Raw genomic sequence first — 16,325 nt, forward strand, 5'->3', positions numbered from 1 at the left:
AAAAGACGACCTTCCTAATGTAGGTTGGATGCCTACCCTTAGCCTGCAGCGTGTGTATGAGTTCAACCCTGCTTTTACGCTTACAACCGAACAAGAAAAGCAACATATTTTGGGGGTAGAAGCAACTATTTGGGGTGAAAGCGTAAAAGACCTTTTTAGGGCTTTTTATATGACCTATCCACGGGCACTTGCCCTTTCAGAAGTAGGTTGGACACAAATGCCACAACGTTCTTGGCAGACATTTGTAGACCGCTTAGAGGGGCAGCTTAACTATCTATGGCATCAAGGGGTGAACTATAGAGTACCAGTAGAGTTAGCAAATTAATTGTCGATAGTCAATTGTCAATTGTCAATTATTTTCTATCTTTGCATTCTCAATGAGTTACTTCTGAATGAAAAATAGTTTTTTTTACATATTATTATCCGTTTTTGCTTTCTGGTTACAAGAGGCGATAGCACAAACGGAACCCCCAAAAACTAAGCGGATAGAAATTATCTATGGGGGCGAATTCACTATTGACAATGTTAAATACCCTGGAGCCACTATATTTAAAACAGATGGGCAGCGGGTTCAGTTTCGGCATCAAGGGTTAGAGGTTTGGTGTGACTTGGCGGTCTTGTACGAAGAGCGTAATGAGGTGATAGCTCACGGCGATGTGGTGCTACAACAGGGCGATACCTTGCAGATGAATAGTCAGTATGTAGCCTATAAAGGAAATACTAAAACAGCTGTAGCTAAGCAAAATGTAGTATTGCGCAACGGCAATATGACCCTTGAAACCCAAGAGCTTTTCTTTGACCGCAATACGCAAGAGGCTTATTATAACAATTTTGGAAAGATAACCGACCCTGATAATGAGCTGACCAGTAAAACAGGTAAGTACTATGCCACTACCAAGAAAAATCAGTTTACTAATTCGGTAAAGATAGTAAACAAAGATTTTACCGTACACTCACAGGTATTAGATTATTACCACAATTCTGGCAATGCTTATTTTTATGGCAAAACCACTATCGCAGGGGCTGACTATAAGGTTTATTGCGAGAGAGGTTATTATGATACGCGGCGTGAGCAGGGCTATTTTATGAAAAATGCCAAAATAGAGTACGACCAGAAAACGTTGGTAGGCGACAGTTTGTATTTTGATAAACGCCGTCAGTTTGCCTCAGGTTCTAATAATATATTTATTTCAGACACCATAAATAAAACCTTTGTTAAAGGGCATTACGGAGAGATACACAAGGCGAAAGACTCGATGTTTATTACAAAAAAAGCCTTGATAATCAGTTTAGTAGAGAAAGATTCTTTGTATATGCACGGCAAACGCATATTAGTTACGGGCAAGAATAAACATCGTATTATTCGTGCTTATCCCGATGCGCGTATATTCAAATCGGATATGCAAGCCAAATGCGACTCAATACACTCCAACGAGGCAAACGGACTTACTCAATTAGTAGGTAAACCAGTCGCTTGGACGGGTGAAAGCCAGATGACAGGCGATAATATACACCTGATAGCCAATCTGAAAACAGAGCAGTTAGACTCGCTAAAAGTCTTCCAGAATGCTTTGGTAATAGAGAAAGATACCCTAGGTACTGGTTATAACCAAGTGAAAGGCAAGTTTTTATATGGAAAATTCAAAAACAATGCCTTGCGCCAGATTGATTTCCTACAGAATACTGAGTCTATCTATTACGTGTATAACGACACCAAAGAGCTCATCGGAATCAACAAACTGAGTTGCAGCCATATTAAGTTGTATTTAGATAAAGACCAACAGATACTGCAAACCGTGTTCATTACACAGCCTTCGGGCAATTTGTATCCAGAAGACAAGTTGCATATCAATGATCGTAAGTTCAAAGAGTTTGTATGGCGTGGAGACGAACGTATTGCTTCTAAAGAGGCTATTTTTAGTGAAGAGGAAAAACAGCTAAAACCTAAAGAAATAAAGGGAATGAAGACGCCAGAGGAGATAGATGAGGTAGAAAATGCACTGAGCAAAAGTACTCAGAAGACTGAGTCACTACCAATGCAAAACTCTCCTAAAAAAGAGAAATAGACAAGGTTGGCATTTTTATTGCACACTTAAATTAACGAGAATATATAAAAAAAACAGAACAATATGAAGAAATTATTTATTGCCATTGCAGGATTGGCGCTACTGACCACAGGATGTGTGTCTAAGAAAAAATATGCTGAATTAGAGGCGAGACACAAACAAACAGAAGATTTGCTAAACAGCGCAACTGTGAAGTTGAATATGTGTTTAGATGAAAAGAATAAATTGACCTATAAGGCAGAAAGTCTAAAAAATCAAAATGAGCTACTAAAGGAGAACAATCAGCAGCTCATACACAATATGGGCAATCTTACTACTCTTACCCAAAAAGGAGCTGAAAACCTTGAAAAATCATTAGAAAGCCTACGCGAGAAAGACCTTACTATCAAAAACCTACGCGATGCTGTTACCCGTCGCGACTCTGTAAACCTAGCTTTAGTACAAAGTCTAAAAGGGGTATTAGGCAATCTTGACGACCAAGATGTAGATATAAAAGTAGAAAAAGGGGTAGTATTTATCAATATATCAGACAAGATGTTGTTTAGCAGTGGTAGCTATACAATCTCTAAAAATGCTAAAAATGTACTCGAAAAAGTGGCTAAGGTAGTGAAAAACAAGCCAGACTTCGAGTTTATGGTAGAAGGACACACTGATGATGTGAGAATTAAGAAAGACTGTATACGTGATAACTGGGATTTAAGCGTAATGCGTGCTACCGAAATAGTACGAGTGCTACAAAACGATTTTGGTATTGCACCTGAGCGTATGACCGCTGCTGGGCGCAGCTACTACGTGCCTGTAGCTTCTAACACTACTGCCGAAGGCCGTGCTCAAAATCGCCGTACCCGCATAGTGGTATTGCCTAAGCTCGACCAGTTCTACACTATGATAGAAGAGGGTATGAAAGACCCTGCTATCGGAGGAAAAGGAAAATAATTAGCAAAATTGAAAAAATTGGTAAATCAGATAAAAGTCAGCTATTAGCCTACACTAATAGCTGACTTTTTGTATAGGAAATATTTTATTTTGTATAGAAATGCAAAAACTTTTTTTGTATCAAAAGTTTATTTATACCTTTGCACCCAAAATAAGACAAGATAATAGATAACCTATGAAAAAAAAGTGCTTACTACTATTTTTTTTAGTAACAACAACAGCTATTTTTGCTCAACATAAATATACGCTTAGTGGTTCAATATCCGATGCTTCTAATGGTGAAAAACTATTAGGGGTAAACTTCGTTATCAAAGAACTGCACACCGGCACTTCTACTAACGAGTATGGCTTTTATTCTATTACCCTTCCAGAGGGGAAATACACCCTATCAATAGAATATATAGGCTATGGCACTCGCGAAGAAACAATAGTACTTAATAAAAATATTCGCAAAGACTACAAACTAATACCTGAAGAAATTGCGCTGACAGGGGTAGAGATTACCGCTCATAATACTGTACAAAAAACAGAGGTGCGCAAACCCGAAATGAGTGTAGCGACTATTCCTATTACTACAGTGAAAAAGCTTCCAGTATTAGTAGGCGAAGTAGATATTATTAAAACCCTAATGCAGATGCCTGGTGTTAGCAATGCAGGCGAGGCATCATCAGGCTTCAATGTGCGTGGAGGGGCTGCTGACCAAAACTTAGTGCTTCTCGATGAAGCAACTATCTTCAATGCCTCTCACCTTTTTGGCTTTCTAAGTGTCTTCAATGCTGATGCCGTACGCGATATGAAGCTCTACAAAGGGGGAATACCAGCGCGTTATGGTGGGCGTATTGCTTCTGTTTTAGATATTTATCAAAAAGAAGGTAATAAGAATAAGTTTGCTGCTACGGGCGGTATAGGTGTCCTCTCGTCTCGCTTACTTGCTGAAGGACCTATTCTAAAAGACAAAGCCTCTTTTCTTATTGGGGGGCGTGCTTCGTATGCGCATCTTTTCTTGAAGTTGAGTGATAATAAAAACTCAGCCTATTTCTATGACCTCAATACTAAACTCTCTTATCAGCTGAATCCTAATAACGCTTTATATCTTTCTGGCTATTTTGGTCGCGATAGTTTTATACTTAGCGAAAACCTTACCAATACTTACGGCAATGCCTTGATAAATTTGCGTTGGAATCATCTTTTTACTGATAAACTCTTCTCTAACCTTTCAGCCATTTACAGCAATTACGACTATAAGTTCGATTTTAGTTTTATTGATATGAAATGGACTTCAGGAATTGAGAATTTCAACCTGAAATACGACTTCAAAAACTATATTTCCGAAAAATTCAAACTCACTTATGGATTTCAAGGCTTATACTATGTGTTTAAACCTGGTAAAATAGTACCTAAAACCTCTGCTTCTACTATACAAGAGCGCATACTTGAGCACAGATATGCTGCCGAAATGGGCTTTTATGCCGATGCCGAGCAGAAGTTAGGAGATGCTCTTACACTGTCGTACGGATTGCGTTTCAGTAATTTTTATAGTTTAGGGAAACGTACTGTAAATGTATATGCTAACAATAATCCAGTAGGGTATAATGCCAACCGACAAGTGTATTACCAAGGTTCTGCTATAGGCACTAAATACTATGGTAGCAATCGTATTATCGACTTGTATTCTAATTTTGAACCTCGCTTTACGATGAGTTATGCTTTTAGCGATACCAAGTCGGTAAAAGCGAGCTATGCACGTACAGCTCAGTATGTACATCTGATTTCTAACACAGCCTCACCTTCTCCTTTGAATGTCTGGGCGCCAAGTGATGAGTTTATCAAGCCACAAATTGCAGACCAAGTAGCATTAGGTTATGCTTCTAATATTTTTGAAGATAAATATAGCGTAGAGGTAGAGACTTATTATAAAAAAGTACAAAACCGCTTAGATTATATCGATGGGGCAAATCTTGTTGCTAATGAGGCTATTGAGCGTGTGCTACTTTCAGGAGAAAATAGAGCTTACGGTTTAGAAGTGCTATTACGCAAAAATACAGGCAAACTAACAGGCTGGATAGCCTATACGCTTTCTAAATCAGAAATGCAAACCAAAGGGCGTACTCCTGACGAAATAGGTATTAACTACGGCGATTGGTATAGTGCAGCTTACGATAAACCTCACGACCTCTCTATCACGGCTACTTACGAAGCCTCTCCTAAATGGACGTTTGGGGCAGTATTCAACCTACAGTCGGGGTTACCAACTAATTATCCTGTAGGGCGTTATAGCTACTTAGGCAAAACTCTTCCTGTTTATAGCAAGCGCAACGAATACCGCCTGCCTACTTATCACCGTTTAGACCTTTCGGCTACCTATACTCCCGAGCGCACTAATAAGCGTTGGAAAGGCGAATGGGTATTTGGGGTGTACAACGTGTATAACCGCAAGAATGCTGTCAGCGTCTCTTTCCGCGAAAACGAAGATACCAAGCGCAATGAGGCCGTAAAACTTTCTATTTTTGGTATTATACCTAGTGTAACGTATAACTTTAGTTTCTAATCCTATAAATAATTACAAACAGAATGAAAAATCTTTATATTATACTCCTCAGTGCCTTAGCTCTGACTTCTTGCGAAGAGGTCATCGACTTAAAGTTAGACACGGCCCCTCAGAAATTAGTAATTGATGCTGCTCTCGACTGGAAGAAAGGGGAAGCAAAAGCCTACCCTATAGTTGATATTAGCTATACCGAACCTTATTTTGCTGAAACACACTCCCCTGCAGTAAATAATGCTGTGGTGAAGATTATTTCAGATAGCCAAACCTATAACCTTACTCTTTGGGACGGCACTTCTACTATAACCTCTGATAATCTAACTCCGTTAAAAGGCGGTAGTCGTTATGTGTTCCCTGCGGGTATTGCGCCTCAGTTAGGCAAAAATTACGAGCTGATAATAGAGCTCAACGGACAAACTTATACAGCTAAGGATAAAATGCTCGAAGCCCCCGTAATGGCTTCTAATAGAATTGTACAAAAAGAAAATGGAGGCTTTTTGGGCGACCGCAAAGAGTTGCGTTTTTATTTTGAAGGTATTAATGATGGGGTAGCCAATGCTTATCTGGTCAAGTTGTCTCAGAATAATACCACAAAAACTACCTATGGCGTTTTAGATGATAACTATATTGCCAATAACCGCTTCTTCTTCGTAATGACGGGGGTTGATAATGATGAAAAGCTCAAGAAAGACGATGTAGTGAATGTTCTTCTCTACCGCATTCAACCTGAATATAAAAACTTCCTACAGACGATTATCCAACAGTCAGGAAGACAAAGCCCATTTGCTATTCCAACCCGTCCTATAGGCAATATTGTCAATACCACTAACAAACGCGAAAACCCTCTCGGAGCTTTCCGCGTATCACAATATACCACACTCCAATACACAGTTAAGTAGCAAATCAGCCAATCGACAAATCGATAAATCGGCAAATTGATAATCACCACTTAAACTGCACCAAAAACTCGTGAGAGTTACGCGACTGTAGGTTAAGGTGGCTTTGGAAGTAACTCTCAAAACCATAACCTATAGCTACGTAGTAGTTGGGTATATCGAAAAGCACGTAGGCACTTGCCGCTTTTTCAGTGCGATAGGTAATGCCCAATTCAGCACGGTGGGCAAAGTTCCCCGCTATCGTAAGGTCAGCAGAGGGGGTATTCCCTTTAGCCAAACGCCATTGCAGGCGGGGCTTGATAGTCACATCACTATCTATGCGCCAATGGTAGCCCGCTAATATATAGTAATACATATTCTCAGCTATCGAGGTCATTACGTCATTATCGAGGCGTACCCTATCAGAAACCAGCATATTAGGCATCGAAAAACCTATATAAAAATCAGGGTGGTCATAGTATAAGCCTGTGCCGAAGTTCGTCTGAAACTTACCCGAAATACTGTTTAGATACGAATCGTAATAATAAGTAGGGTGCATACGGCTACCATTAGGGTAAAAATTGTTGTATAGGTAGTTATAGTTGCGTATTTCTCCTCCGTCAATATTAAAAAAATCCCCACCAAACTTCACTCCCGCTATCAGATTAGAGTTATAGCTAATAGGAATACTGTAAGATAAATCAAGGTACAGAGCCGCTTGTTTTTGTATAAAAACCTTGTTATTAGCTATCGAAAAGCCCATTCCTACCCGCTCAGAAAGGCGATGTGTAGTAAAAAAAGTCTGCGTAAGAGGGGCTTCTATCATATCGCGAAATTGGTTGCGAATATCTACCGACACAGTATGCCCCACCTCTAAGCCTACAGCCGCAGGATTTACTAAGTTCTGATGCTGGTGATAGAAAATGTAAGACGGGTCTATAGATTGGGCTTTAGCAAGGCCAAGAGCGAGCAACGTAAGGCTCAATAAGAGTTTCTTCATTATATATTAATCTTTTTATTTAATAATTGAGGTACAGCCATCCGCGCTTTTCTTGCTGCTTACTGCCGTCTGTACTAAAAAGGTACTGATATGCCCCTTGCGGCAAGCGTTTGCCGTTAGTGTGGTAACCATTCCATTGGTTTTTATAACCTTTGGCACGATACACTTCATTTCCTAATGTATCGTAGATGTATAGCGTGTTATGCGGGTAGCGTTCAGCACGGATAATAGTGTAAAAGTCGTTAATGCCATCGCCATTAGGGGTAAAAGCATTAGGGATAAGCACTTGGTCTATTTCGTTGTCTTGCTCGTTAGGAATCCCATCGCCGTCTATATCGTCATCGCAAGCATCGCCTATGCCATCACCATCAGTATCAGTCTGGTCTGGGTTATAGGTGTGCGGACAGTTGTCGTGCAACGAGTATACCCCATCGCCATCGTCATCGGTATCTTCTTTTATGGTGATAGTAGCTGCATTTACCGCTAAAAATATATTATCTTCAGCTTTTAGCATCAGTCTACCCTTAGTAGTCTTAGTTCCTGCAGGGACTTCTATCACAGCTTTTCCAGTATTAGACAAACCCGTTGCGAGCGTTACCGAAAAGGTTTCTCCACCATCGGTAGATAAGAGCAGCTTCATTTTTTTAGCGCTTATAGGGGCTTGGTCAGTGCCAGCAACATTCCAGTTTATAGTTACTTTCTCCCCCATTATCCACGTAGTAGGCTGGCTTTGCGAAGTGATAACAAAAGGGCCTGCATCGTCATTTACTACTACTTCTATGGTCTTGTAGGCAGTATTGCCCATCTGGTTAGCAGCATTAGGGCGGTCTATCACCACAAACGACCAGTGTAAGGTACGCCCTTTGTTCAATACCGTTTCCCACGCATCATTCCTTTTAGGGTTTTCTTGGGTGAGAGTCCCCGCCACTATGCGCGACAAGCGGGGTATATAACGATAGGGTAGAGTAGAGGGAGGTAGCGAGCGTGCCGTAGCGCCATTATTGAGCAACGGCGAAAAGTAATAACCACTTCCATTAGTCCGATTATCAGCCTGTTCCCACGTGTACAGCAGCGAATCGCCATCAGCATCTGTAGCCGTACCCTCTAACAGATAGGCGGTACTTTTGGGTATGGTATAGCTCGGCAGGTCTGGTATGTCAGGCGGAGTGTTATGGGTGGGTTGCTCGGTAGCACAAGAGGTAATATCTATAAAGGTACTGATGTCGTACACACTGCGGTGGTGAAAATAGGGGTCGTTATGCGCTTGTAGGTCGTAGCTACCACTCACCCCTGCATAGCTCATAATCGTACTGCCACTACCGGGCTCCATTTGCGAATCAGAACCGTATTCACGTCTGTAAGAAAACGTATGGGTTGCGCCCATCTGATGACCGATTTCGTGGGCTACAACATCTATATCAAAAGCACTGCGGAAGCGCCCCATTCTCGCAAAAGGATAAGAAGAAAAGCCTTGTCCTTTGCGGTCGGGACTACAAACGCACCCTATACAGCCCGCATTGCCCCCGTTGTTGCCGTTGTGGAATAGGTGCCCTATATCATAATTAGCATTCCCTACTTTATCGTCTAATAATTGTTGTAGCACACCAGAGCTATAATCCCAATCGTTGTAGTTGATACTCGAAAAAGGGTCATTAGTTTTATCATCAAAGATTATATTTTTGTCAGAAACTAACTGAAAAGCTACCGATAACTGCTGCCCATACACAGCGTTCACTCGGTTTAAAGTATTGACTATCTGTGCAAAAGCCTCGTCTTTTCCCCAGAAGTATTCAGTGTACTGAGGGGTACAAGCTATAGCGATGCGAAAAGTACGCTGTACAGCTTTTGTCTGATAGGTAGGGCGTTGGGTAGGCGAGGGTTGTGGCAGTTGGGCGGCAAGTGTTGCGCACTCCAATGGTATCTTTCCAGCATCACTGTAGTAGTAAACGCGGTAGAGGTTGCCTCCGTGCTCTTCAGCTTCTACAAAAGCGTAATGTAGGTTTTGCTGCATAATAGCATCTAAACCAAAGTCGCTGAAAGTGAAGCGTATGCGTTGCGAATCATCATCTACGCCTACCCCTTCAAAAGTGAGTATGGACGGATATTTTTGCGCCAATTCGTCAGAGAGTACCTGCGTAGGAGTAATGCGGTAACTGATAAGCTGCCCTTTAGCATTGGGTATCTCTACTATTGTACCCCCACGAGCCGTAGTAGCCCCGCGCAGCACCCTGCCAAAAGCGTCTTTGTCTAAGGTAAAGTACTGTGCCACAGCCGATAGATTGGTGTCACTGCGTTGTTGCTTAAGTTCAGCTTTGCGCCAATAATGCTGCTGCCCCTCAGCCGAGAGGCTCGCTAATAACAGCAACCATAGCAAACTGATATTTTTATAAAAATACTTCATTAGGCGTCCTTCTTCTAATTCAAATAATATTCAAATGCCTTATAAATCTCTTCGTAAGGCACTATACAGTCTATTTTGGGCTTTCCTATAGCCTCCAAGAGTACGAAATGTACATTTCCACTTACATTTTTCTTGTCAAAACGCATCAACTGACAAATATCGGTGATTTCTTCATACGTAAACTCTTGTTTTCTGAAGTATTCACCCAAAACAGCCTTCACTTCGTCACATTTTTCCATCGAAAAGCCTAATTCTTTCACCGAAAGGTAAGTTGCCAGTACCATACCTATAGCGATAGCCTCGCCGTGTAGCAGTCGTTCGCGGTTAGGGTTTTGTAGGCAATACGACTCTATAGCGTGCCCCAGCGTATGCCCGTAGTTCAGGGTCTTGCGCAGTCCTTTTTCGGTAGGGTCTTGGGTTACCACTTCGTTTTTGATAACTACCGACTCATAGATAAGGCTACCGAGGTGAGCCTCAGTCAGTTCGCTTAGGTTACACATCTTATGCCAATAGCCCTCATCGCTTATCAGTCCGTGTTTAAACATCTCAGCCATACCGCTGCACAGTTCTTCAGTGGGCAGAGTAGCGAGAAAATCAGGGTAGATAAGCACCCCCTTCGGATTGTTAATCACCCCCACAAGGTTCTTAAGAGCGCCCAAATCAACACCTGTTTTACCGCCTACTGAAGCATCGACCATCGCTAGCAAGCTCGTAGGTACATTGATGAAAGGGATACCCCGCATATAAGTAGAGGCGACAAAACCACCTAAGTCAGTAACGACCCCGCCCCCTATATTGATAAGCAGACTTTTGCGGTCAGCTCCCAGTTCAGAGAGGGCGTACCACACTTGGGTACAAGTATCGATGTGTTTATGGGTTTCTCCAGCTTCTATCTCTATGATTTCCAAGGGAATATCAGTAGCCAATAGCGATAGCACTATAGGGGTACAACATTCGTTAGTATGCTTATCGGCTAAAAGGAATATTTTAGAGGGGCGTTGTTCAGCCACAAAACGATTGAGGAAATTAAAGCCCTCATCGTTAAAATATACTTGGTAGTGTTGTGCTTCAATACTATCTGGGTACATATCTTAATCAAATTTAATGCTGCAAAAATAATAAACAATCAGCAGATGAGCAAACAGAAAAAATTTCTAAAGCCACCTACCCTATACAAACGATATACAAACCATATAGGAAGAGCGAAGGATAAGCGAACAATGAGCGAAGAGTAAGTGTCTAATAATTGTCTAAAAAATAGAAAGAAATACTATTTAAAAACGATAAGATACCGCAACTCTTAGCAAATCATTATTTTGTAGGCGGTAGTTTTTATAGCTTTTGGTTACCACTTGGGTTGAGAGGTAAAAGCCTAAAGTATAATTATCGGATAACTTACTTTCTACCCCTATACTTATAGGTACTCCTAAAAATACACTCCCGCTGCTTGTACTTTTGCTAAAATCCTTTGTTTCCAGCTGGTAGTTTATAGCCTTGTTAGCTTGTACCCCTATACCGAGTACTATAGCCGCTTTTTTAGGAGCAATTTCGGTTATCGAAAAGACTATTTTAGCAGGAATACCTATAAAGGTAGCATTGGTATTGTAGTAGTTATCAGCGGTAAGGCTTCCGTTGCTAAAAAACGACATACTTATACCTGTTTGAAAGCGCACCCTTTCGGTGGCGTAATAGCTCACTAACCAATTCCCATTAGAGGTCATTCCGTTTAGTGCCAACTCATTACCTGTAAGCTGAGCGCGCCCCACGCTTGCACCAAATTCTATTCCCCATTTAGATAGGAAAGTATTGTCTTCTTGTGCCGATAACCCCAAACTGCAAACACACAAGAGGGTACAAATAAAATACTTCATCAGTTTCATATGCTTATTTTTTATTAATTACTCCGCAAATGTATATATTATTACTTAAAGTAACAAATATTCTCATAGATTACTAACCTAATGTTAGTACTGTGTAGAGATAAACTTTTATTATTACACTTGTTAATCCGAAAAAATAACATATTTTTGCATTTATTTAAAAGATTTTTTATGGGAAATATAGCTACAGATTTTGCTCAACAGATAGAGAAATTAGCATCAAGGGGAATGAAATTTGATTTAAAAGAAGATAAGATAAAAGAACATCTTTTAGATATAGGATATTATAGATTAGGTTTTTATTGGTGTCCGTTTACTGATAAAAATCATAATTTTATGCAGAAAATCAAAATTGTTGTTTATGGGCAATCGCAAAGGGAGATTTAGGCGAAGAAAACCCTAAGGTATATGTTAGCTATAACCAAAAAGAATGGCAGGTGGAATGCGATACATTATCTGAATTTTTGTTGGCTATGGCTCACTTGCAGGCGGTATTTGCTTTGCCTTATACTTATGAAGGATTTAAATTCATTACTTCCGAAGATTTGGATGCTATAAAAGCCCATTTTCCCAAAAAGCCTTTCGCTATACGCCATTGGTTACAAGGAGCGGAATTCTATGGCGGGGCTACTGACAGCATAGTGGTTTTAGATGGAGGTGAGCAGCTGGTGTATGCATCTTCATCAGAAAGTTCCTTTGAGGCGATGGATGATTTTTTAAAAGAAATAGGAGAGGAAATGTAAGATTTGAGCAAGCAGCCATAAAATTAAAAATATTTTAATAGAATAAAAAATGAACAGCACAAAATCTATATTATTTTTAGATACTGAAAATGGAGATTTTTTTCTTATAAACGGTGTAGTGATTTCTTCTAAAACTACTTTTTCCTCGCTCAGAGAGCTGTTTCCTGATAATGATATCTGGGATGTGGGGACAGGGTTTTATTGGATTTATTTTGAAAAATGTCCTTTTGAGGGAAAAGAGTTTGATATTTCTATTTGTTTTGAAGGAGAAAAACTCGAAACGATATTTTTTTCTATGAAAGAAAGATATACACCTTGGGAAAGCTGGACAGAGGAATATGAACTACAAACCGAAAAACTATATAAAAAATGGCTTGCAGCACACATAGGGGAAGAGTGGGAGTTTGTCTGGGGAAAGGTGGGAGCCGCTTTTGATAGGAAAGGAGGAAGGACAAATATGTGGGTCGGTTATATTTGATTTGCATAAAATACAAAAAAATGTAATTTTAGGTTAGAAACAAAATTTTCAGATGTCGTAGCATTATATTATTTAGATGTAGATTTGCGAAATATTCTGATGAGATATATTAATAGAATTGAGATAAATTTTAGGACTAAGCTCATCTATTATGTTTCAAACAAGTATAAGTCTTTTCCTGCTTGGTTTGCAGATTCAGCGGTAATTTCGCAAAATTTCATAAACAATATAAATAAGTTCTACAATCAAGATTTTATAAGAAATAATGCTCCTATAAAGAGGCATCACGCTAAATATCCCAATGATATATACGCTCCTGCTTGGAAGACATTAGAGTTTTTCTCTTTTGGAATGATATTGAAGATTTATAAAAATCTTATTCAAGATGATATAAAAGAAGAGATTTCTAATCTTTATGGTATAAAGAAGCCTAAAAAGTTTATCAGTTTTATGGAAACTATTGTATTAGTGAGGAATACTTGTGCTCATTCTGCTGTTTTGTTTGATTTTAATACTCCCAAAGGCATTTTATCTATTCCAGAAGTTTCTTTTGAAAGAGATAACCATTCTTTATTGGCTTGTATAAAAGTAATTGCTTATATACTCAGAAAAATATCACCTTCAAGAGAGAAAGATATGTTAGATAGTATTCGCAGTACATTGCATAAACATAATGAAAATCAGGTGATTAATAGTGTTATAAAAAATAAAATGAAAGTTTTTAACCTGTAATTTTTGCTGATTAAGAAAAATATTGTACTTTTGCGGTAGAAAAATAGTGCCTCACCTCTCTCAGCATTGGTTATGCACTCTAAAATAACAATAATTCAATGCTCAGGCTTGCCCTGAGCATTTTTTTTATAACTTTGCCCAAAATAATAAGATTATGACGCAAATCACTTATACATTAGCCGATATTGAGGCAGTAGCCGAAAAGGTCTTACCGCTGCTCAAGCACAAAGTAGTTATTTTTAAAGGGGCTATGGGTTTTGGCAAGACCACCCTTATCAAGGCATTAGTCAAAGCCTTGGGCAGTACTGATAATGTGTCGAGTCCTACTTTTAGCTTAGTAAATCCTTATGAAGGTACAGACAGCAGAATTTATCACTTCGATTTCTACCGACTAAAAAGTCCCGAAGAAGCCTTTGATATAGGTTTTGAAGAATACCTATTTTCAGGTGATTGGTGCTTTATAGAGTGGGCTGAACGAGTAGAAAAATACCTACCAGAGCAGTACAGCGTAATAGAGCTGATACAAATCGATAAAAACCATAGAAAACTAACAATTAATAATTGACAAATCGACAAATCGACAAATCAGCAAATTGACAAATTATGTACAAATATACGCTTCATTTTAAACGTCCAGCGGGTACTTCACGCGGAGTGCTGACCTCTAAAGACACGTATTTCTTAGTGATAGAACGCGATGGTAAGAGGGGCATAGGCGAGTGCAATCTCTTTCGGGGCTTAAGTGCTGATGATGTACCCGACTACGAGGCTACCTTGCAGTGGGTGCAGGCGCATATCCATTTAGGCGAGGGGGCGTTGCTCGCTCAGCTTATGGCTTTTCCGTCTATACAGTTTGGGGTAGAACAAGCCTTCAGGTCAGTGGCAGCCGCTCAGTGGTATGAGCTTTTCCCGTCCGATTTTACAGCGGGCAAAGACGCTATCGCCATCAACGGACTTATCTGGATGGGTACCCCCGATTATATGAAGACGCAGATAAGAGAGAAACTCGTGCAGGGTTTTAGGTGTATTAAGATGAAGATAGGGGCGATAGCTTTTGAAGAAGAGTATCGTATTCTCAAGGCGTTGCGCAAAGAGTTTTCAGCAGAAGATATAGAGATAAGGGTCGATGCTAATGGGGCTTTCACACCAGCTGAAGCGCCTGAGGTGCTCGCGCGTTTAGCCGAACTGCAATTGCATTCTATCGAACAACCTATCAAGGCTGGACAGTGGGAGGCTATGGCGCAACTCTGCCGCACCTCACCGCTACCCATTGCCCTAGACGAGGAGCTGATAGGTATTTTCGATTCCGCACAAAAAAAGCGACTTATCACTGAGATAAAGCCGCAATATATTATCTTAAAACCTTCGCTTATAGGTGGATACAGAGGTAGTGAAGAGTGGATAGCCCTTGCCGAAGCACACCAAATAGGCTGGTGGGTAACGTCAGCTTTAGAGAGTAACATAGGGCTAAACGCTATTGCTCAGTGGACGTACACGCTGCATAGCACTATGCCACAAGGCTTAGGCACAGGGGCTTTGTACACTAATAACCTGCCTTTCCCTTTGTCAGTAGAGGGCGGACAGCTAAGGTTTAACCCTTCCGAGCCCGTAGCATTTCCCTTTTCATAGGTGGGCCTGGCAATCGTTCTACGCCGAAGCCACAAGCCTGCATAGCGCGCCGTACACTGCCCTTAGCAGCATAGGTCACTAAATAACCATTGGGTTTTAGGGCGTTATACATTTTTTGAAAGATAGAAACCTCCCAGAGTTCGGGTTGTACTTGTGCGCCAAAAGCATCGAAGTAAATAAGGTCGAAAGAAGCGGGGTCGTCAATCTCTTCAAAGCGCTGCAAACGTTTTTTGAAGCTGAAAGTAGGAGAGAGTGCAATAGGTTCGTCCCACGCGCAAGTGTGCATCTGCTCAAAGATAGGCGATAGGGCAGGGGCGTTGAGTACAGAAGGGAAATTCATTAGCGAAGCCTCTTCCCACGATAGGGGATAGGCTTCTACAGTTTCGTAGCGTATGCTGAGGTTCAAATCAGTGTGTTTTAGGTAGGTAACAAGGGCGTTGAGCCCTGTGCCAAACCCTATTTCCAGTATGCTGACTGCTTGTTGCCGAAATAGTTGCAATCCATTTTGTATAAACACGTGCAGGGTTTCTTGTAGGGCTCCGTGTTTAGAATGGTATGTTTCTTGCAGGTCTGCTATGTACAGACTTGTAGAGCCATCAGAAGTTTGTATAAGTTCGTGTTTCATAGGTATTAGGTGTAATTGTTTAATAGTTAATAGATTGTGAAATAAATATAAAGTTTTTTGAGTTTTAGGGCACAAAGTTAAAAAATAATTTGTACCTTTGACGAAATTTTGAAGTATAATAAAAACGAAATGAAGACAACACTTACTAATAAATATGAGCCAGAGGTACTATCAGCCACAGGCTATGTACAGGAGGGAGAGCTTTCTGAAGCGTTGTTGCAATCTATTGATAGAGGGCTAAGAGACCTTGATGTAGGACGTAAAAAGAGTAATGAAGAGGTACAAACAGGGGCGAGAATGCTTATTGAAAGATGGAAGAAACAATTAGAGAATTAAAAGTATCTTGGTCTTCAGAAGCTGAAATTCAATACTATGATATATTATTATTTTGTAGTAATTATATTATCTCATTTCT

Annotated in this window: 16 protein-coding genes and 1 pseudogene; 12 read left to right on the forward strand and 5 right to left on the reverse strand. The window is 40.3% G+C overall.

Annotated elements, in window-relative coordinates:
* The 5 genes from HMPREF9074_RS04125 to HMPREF9074_RS04145 form a co-directional block, all read left to right on the forward strand.
* Nucleotides 1-325: family 20 glycosylhydrolase (locus HMPREF9074_RS04125; protein ID WP_156961100.1), on the forward strand; the 325-nt coding region annotated here is incomplete at its 5' end.
* A 67-nt stretch (nucleotides 326-392) separates the two neighbouring features.
* A complete protein-coding gene (locus HMPREF9074_RS04130) occupies nucleotides 393-2,066 on the forward strand; it encodes an OstA-like protein (RefSeq protein WP_009733847.1) in 1,674 nt (557 codons plus the stop codon).
* Nucleotides 2,067-2,129: 63 nt separating this feature from the next.
* On the forward strand, nucleotides 2,130-3,002 hold the full coding sequence (locus HMPREF9074_RS04135) for an OmpA/MotB family protein (RefSeq protein ID WP_009733846.1): 873 nt from the start codon (nucleotides 2,130-2,132) through the stop codon (nucleotides 3,000-3,002).
* A 175-nt stretch (nucleotides 3,003-3,177) separates the two neighbouring features.
* Nucleotides 3,178-5,550 (forward strand): TonB-dependent receptor, encoded by a 2,373-nt coding sequence (locus HMPREF9074_RS04140; RefSeq protein WP_009733845.1) that lies wholly within the window; start codon nucleotides 3,178-3,180, stop codon nucleotides 5,548-5,550.
* Nucleotides 5,551-5,573: 23 nt separating this feature from the next.
* A complete protein-coding gene (locus HMPREF9074_RS04145) occupies nucleotides 5,574-6,446 on the forward strand; it encodes a DUF4249 domain-containing protein (protein WP_009733844.1) in 873 nt (290 codons plus the stop codon).
* Between the two features lie 43 nt (nucleotides 6,447-6,489).
* On the opposite strand, the gene HMPREF9074_RS04150 is transcribed toward HMPREF9074_RS04145, so the two are convergent.
* The 4 genes from HMPREF9074_RS04150 to HMPREF9074_RS04165 all read right to left on the reverse strand — a co-directional run bounded on the left by HMPREF9074_RS04150 (nucleotide 6,490) and on the right by HMPREF9074_RS04165 (nucleotide 11,694).
* Nucleotides 6,490-7,422, reverse strand: a complete 933-nt coding sequence (locus HMPREF9074_RS04150) for a PorP/SprF family type IX secretion system membrane protein (protein ID WP_009392794.1) — start codon at nucleotides 7,420-7,422, stop codon at nucleotides 6,490-6,492.
* A gap of 19 nt (nucleotides 7,423-7,441) precedes the next feature.
* Nucleotides 7,442-9,823, reverse strand: a complete 2,382-nt coding sequence (locus HMPREF9074_RS04155; protein WP_009392792.1) for a reprolysin-like metallopeptidase — start codon at nucleotides 9,821-9,823, stop codon at nucleotides 7,442-7,444.
* Between the two features lie 14 nt (nucleotides 9,824-9,837).
* On the reverse strand, nucleotides 9,838-10,911 hold the full coding sequence (gene aroB, locus HMPREF9074_RS04160; RefSeq protein ID WP_009392788.1) for a 3-dehydroquinate synthase: 1,074 nt from the start codon (nucleotides 10,909-10,911) through the stop codon (nucleotides 9,838-9,840).
* Nucleotides 10,912-11,097: 186 nt separating this feature from the next.
* A complete protein-coding gene (locus HMPREF9074_RS04165) occupies nucleotides 11,098-11,694 on the reverse strand; it encodes a hypothetical protein (protein ID WP_155846589.1) in 597 nt (198 codons plus the stop codon).
* 180 nt (nucleotides 11,695-11,874) lie between these two features.
* Between HMPREF9074_RS04165 and HMPREF9074_RS12650 the strand changes: the two genes are divergently transcribed.
* The 6 genes and pseudogenes from HMPREF9074_RS12650 (at nucleotide 11,875) to HMPREF9074_RS04195 (ending at nucleotide 15,285) form a co-directional block, all read left to right on the forward strand.
* Complete coding sequence (locus HMPREF9074_RS12650) at nucleotides 11,875-12,090, forward strand: hypothetical protein (protein ID WP_034539761.1); 216 nt, start codon at nucleotides 11,875-11,877, stop codon at nucleotides 12,088-12,090.
* A 50-nt stretch (nucleotides 12,091-12,140) separates the two neighbouring features.
* The gene (locus tag HMPREF9074_RS12055) at nucleotides 12,141-12,446 is read left to right on the forward strand and encodes a hypothetical protein (RefSeq protein WP_232297124.1); all 306 of its coding nucleotides are present in this window, start codon (nucleotides 12,141-12,143) and stop codon (nucleotides 12,444-12,446) included.
* Between the two features lie 49 nt (nucleotides 12,447-12,495).
* On the forward strand, nucleotides 12,496-12,924 hold the full coding sequence (locus HMPREF9074_RS04180; RefSeq protein WP_009392781.1) for a hypothetical protein: 429 nt from the start codon (nucleotides 12,496-12,498) through the stop codon (nucleotides 12,922-12,924).
* A 27-nt stretch (nucleotides 12,925-12,951) separates the two neighbouring features.
* Nucleotides 12,952-13,656, forward strand: a pseudogene (locus tag HMPREF9074_RS04185) (Abi family protein); the annotation flags it as partial.
* A gap of 154 nt (nucleotides 13,657-13,810) precedes the next feature.
* Nucleotides 13,811-14,221, forward strand: coding sequence for a tRNA (adenosine(37)-N6)-threonylcarbamoyltransferase complex ATPase subunit type 1 TsaE (gene tsaE, locus HMPREF9074_RS04190; RefSeq protein ID WP_009392777.1), 411 nt, complete (start codon nucleotides 13,811-13,813; stop codon nucleotides 14,219-14,221).
* A gap of 38 nt (nucleotides 14,222-14,259) precedes the next feature.
* A complete protein-coding gene (locus HMPREF9074_RS04195; RefSeq protein ID WP_009392770.1) occupies nucleotides 14,260-15,285 on the forward strand; it encodes an o-succinylbenzoate synthase in 1,026 nt (341 codons plus the stop codon).
* On the opposite strand, the gene mnmD is transcribed toward HMPREF9074_RS04195, so the two are convergent.
* Nucleotides 15,248-15,910: a tRNA (5-methylaminomethyl-2-thiouridine)(34)-methyltransferase MnmC2 gene (gene mnmD, locus HMPREF9074_RS04200; RefSeq protein WP_009392769.1), complete on the reverse strand. Its 663-nt coding sequence runs from the start codon at nucleotides 15,908-15,910 to the stop codon at nucleotides 15,248-15,250. The genes HMPREF9074_RS04195 and mnmD overlap by 38 nt on opposite strands.
* Before the next feature lie 129 nt (nucleotides 15,911-16,039).
* On the opposite strand from mnmD, the gene HMPREF9074_RS04205 reads away from it, so the two are divergent.
* Nucleotides 16,040-16,246 carry a hypothetical protein gene (locus HMPREF9074_RS04205; protein ID WP_009392768.1) on the forward strand — a complete coding sequence of 69 codons (207 nt, stop codon included), beginning with the start codon at nucleotides 16,040-16,042 and terminating at the stop codon, nucleotides 16,244-16,246.
* Nucleotides 16,247-16,325 lie beyond the last annotated feature (79 nt).

The organism is Capnocytophaga sp. oral taxon 329 str. F0087, assembly GCF_000213295.2.
GTDB lineage: Bacteria > Bacteroidota > Bacteroidia > Flavobacteriales > Flavobacteriaceae > Capnocytophaga > Capnocytophaga leadbetteri_A.

Bases quoted from the DNA above. Each gene is read 5' to 3' on its own strand.
- HMPREF9074_RS04205 (WP_009392768.1), top strand. From the start codon at position 16,040: ATGAAGACAACACTTACTAATAAATATGAGCCAGAGGTACTATCAGCC.
- tsaE (WP_009392777.1), top strand. From the start codon at position 13,811: ATGACGCAAATCACTTATACATTAGCCGATATTGAGGCAGTAGCCGAA.
- HMPREF9074_RS04145 (WP_009733844.1), top strand. From the start codon at position 5,574: ATGAAAAATCTTTATATTATACTCCTCAGTGCCTTAGCTCTGACTTCT.
- HMPREF9074_RS04150 (WP_009392794.1), bottom strand. From the start codon at position 7,422: ATGAAGAAACTCTTATTGAGCCTTACGTTGCTCGCTCTTGGCCTTGCT.
- HMPREF9074_RS04140 (WP_009733845.1), top strand. From the start codon at position 3,178: ATGAAAAAAAAGTGCTTACTACTATTTTTTTTAGTAACAACAACAGCT.
- HMPREF9074_RS04195 (WP_009392770.1), top strand. From the start codon at position 14,260: ATGTACAAATATACGCTTCATTTTAAACGTCCAGCGGGTACTTCACGC.
- HMPREF9074_RS04155 (WP_009392792.1), bottom strand. From the start codon at position 9,823: ATGAAGTATTTTTATAAAAATATCAGTTTGCTATGGTTGCTGTTATTA.
- HMPREF9074_RS04165 (WP_155846589.1), bottom strand. From the start codon at position 11,694: ATGAAGTATTTTATTTGTACCCTCTTGTGTGTTTGCAGTTTGGGGTTA.
- HMPREF9074_RS04130 (WP_009733847.1), top strand. From the start codon at position 393: ATGAAAAATAGTTTTTTTTACATATTATTATCCGTTTTTGCTTTCTGG.
- HMPREF9074_RS04180 (WP_009392781.1), top strand. From the start codon at position 12,496: ATGAACAGCACAAAATCTATATTATTTTTAGATACTGAAAATGGAGAT.
- HMPREF9074_RS04135 (WP_009733846.1), top strand. From the start codon at position 2,130: ATGAAGAAATTATTTATTGCCATTGCAGGATTGGCGCTACTGACCACA.
- aroB (WP_009392788.1), bottom strand. From the start codon at position 10,911: ATGTACCCAGATAGTATTGAAGCACAACACTACCAAGTATATTTTAAC.
- HMPREF9074_RS12650 (WP_034539761.1), top strand. From the start codon at position 11,875: ATGGGAAATATAGCTACAGATTTTGCTCAACAGATAGAGAAATTAGCA.
- mnmD (WP_009392769.1), bottom strand. From the start codon at position 15,910: ATGAAACACGAACTTATACAAACTTCTGATGGCTCTACAAGTCTGTAC.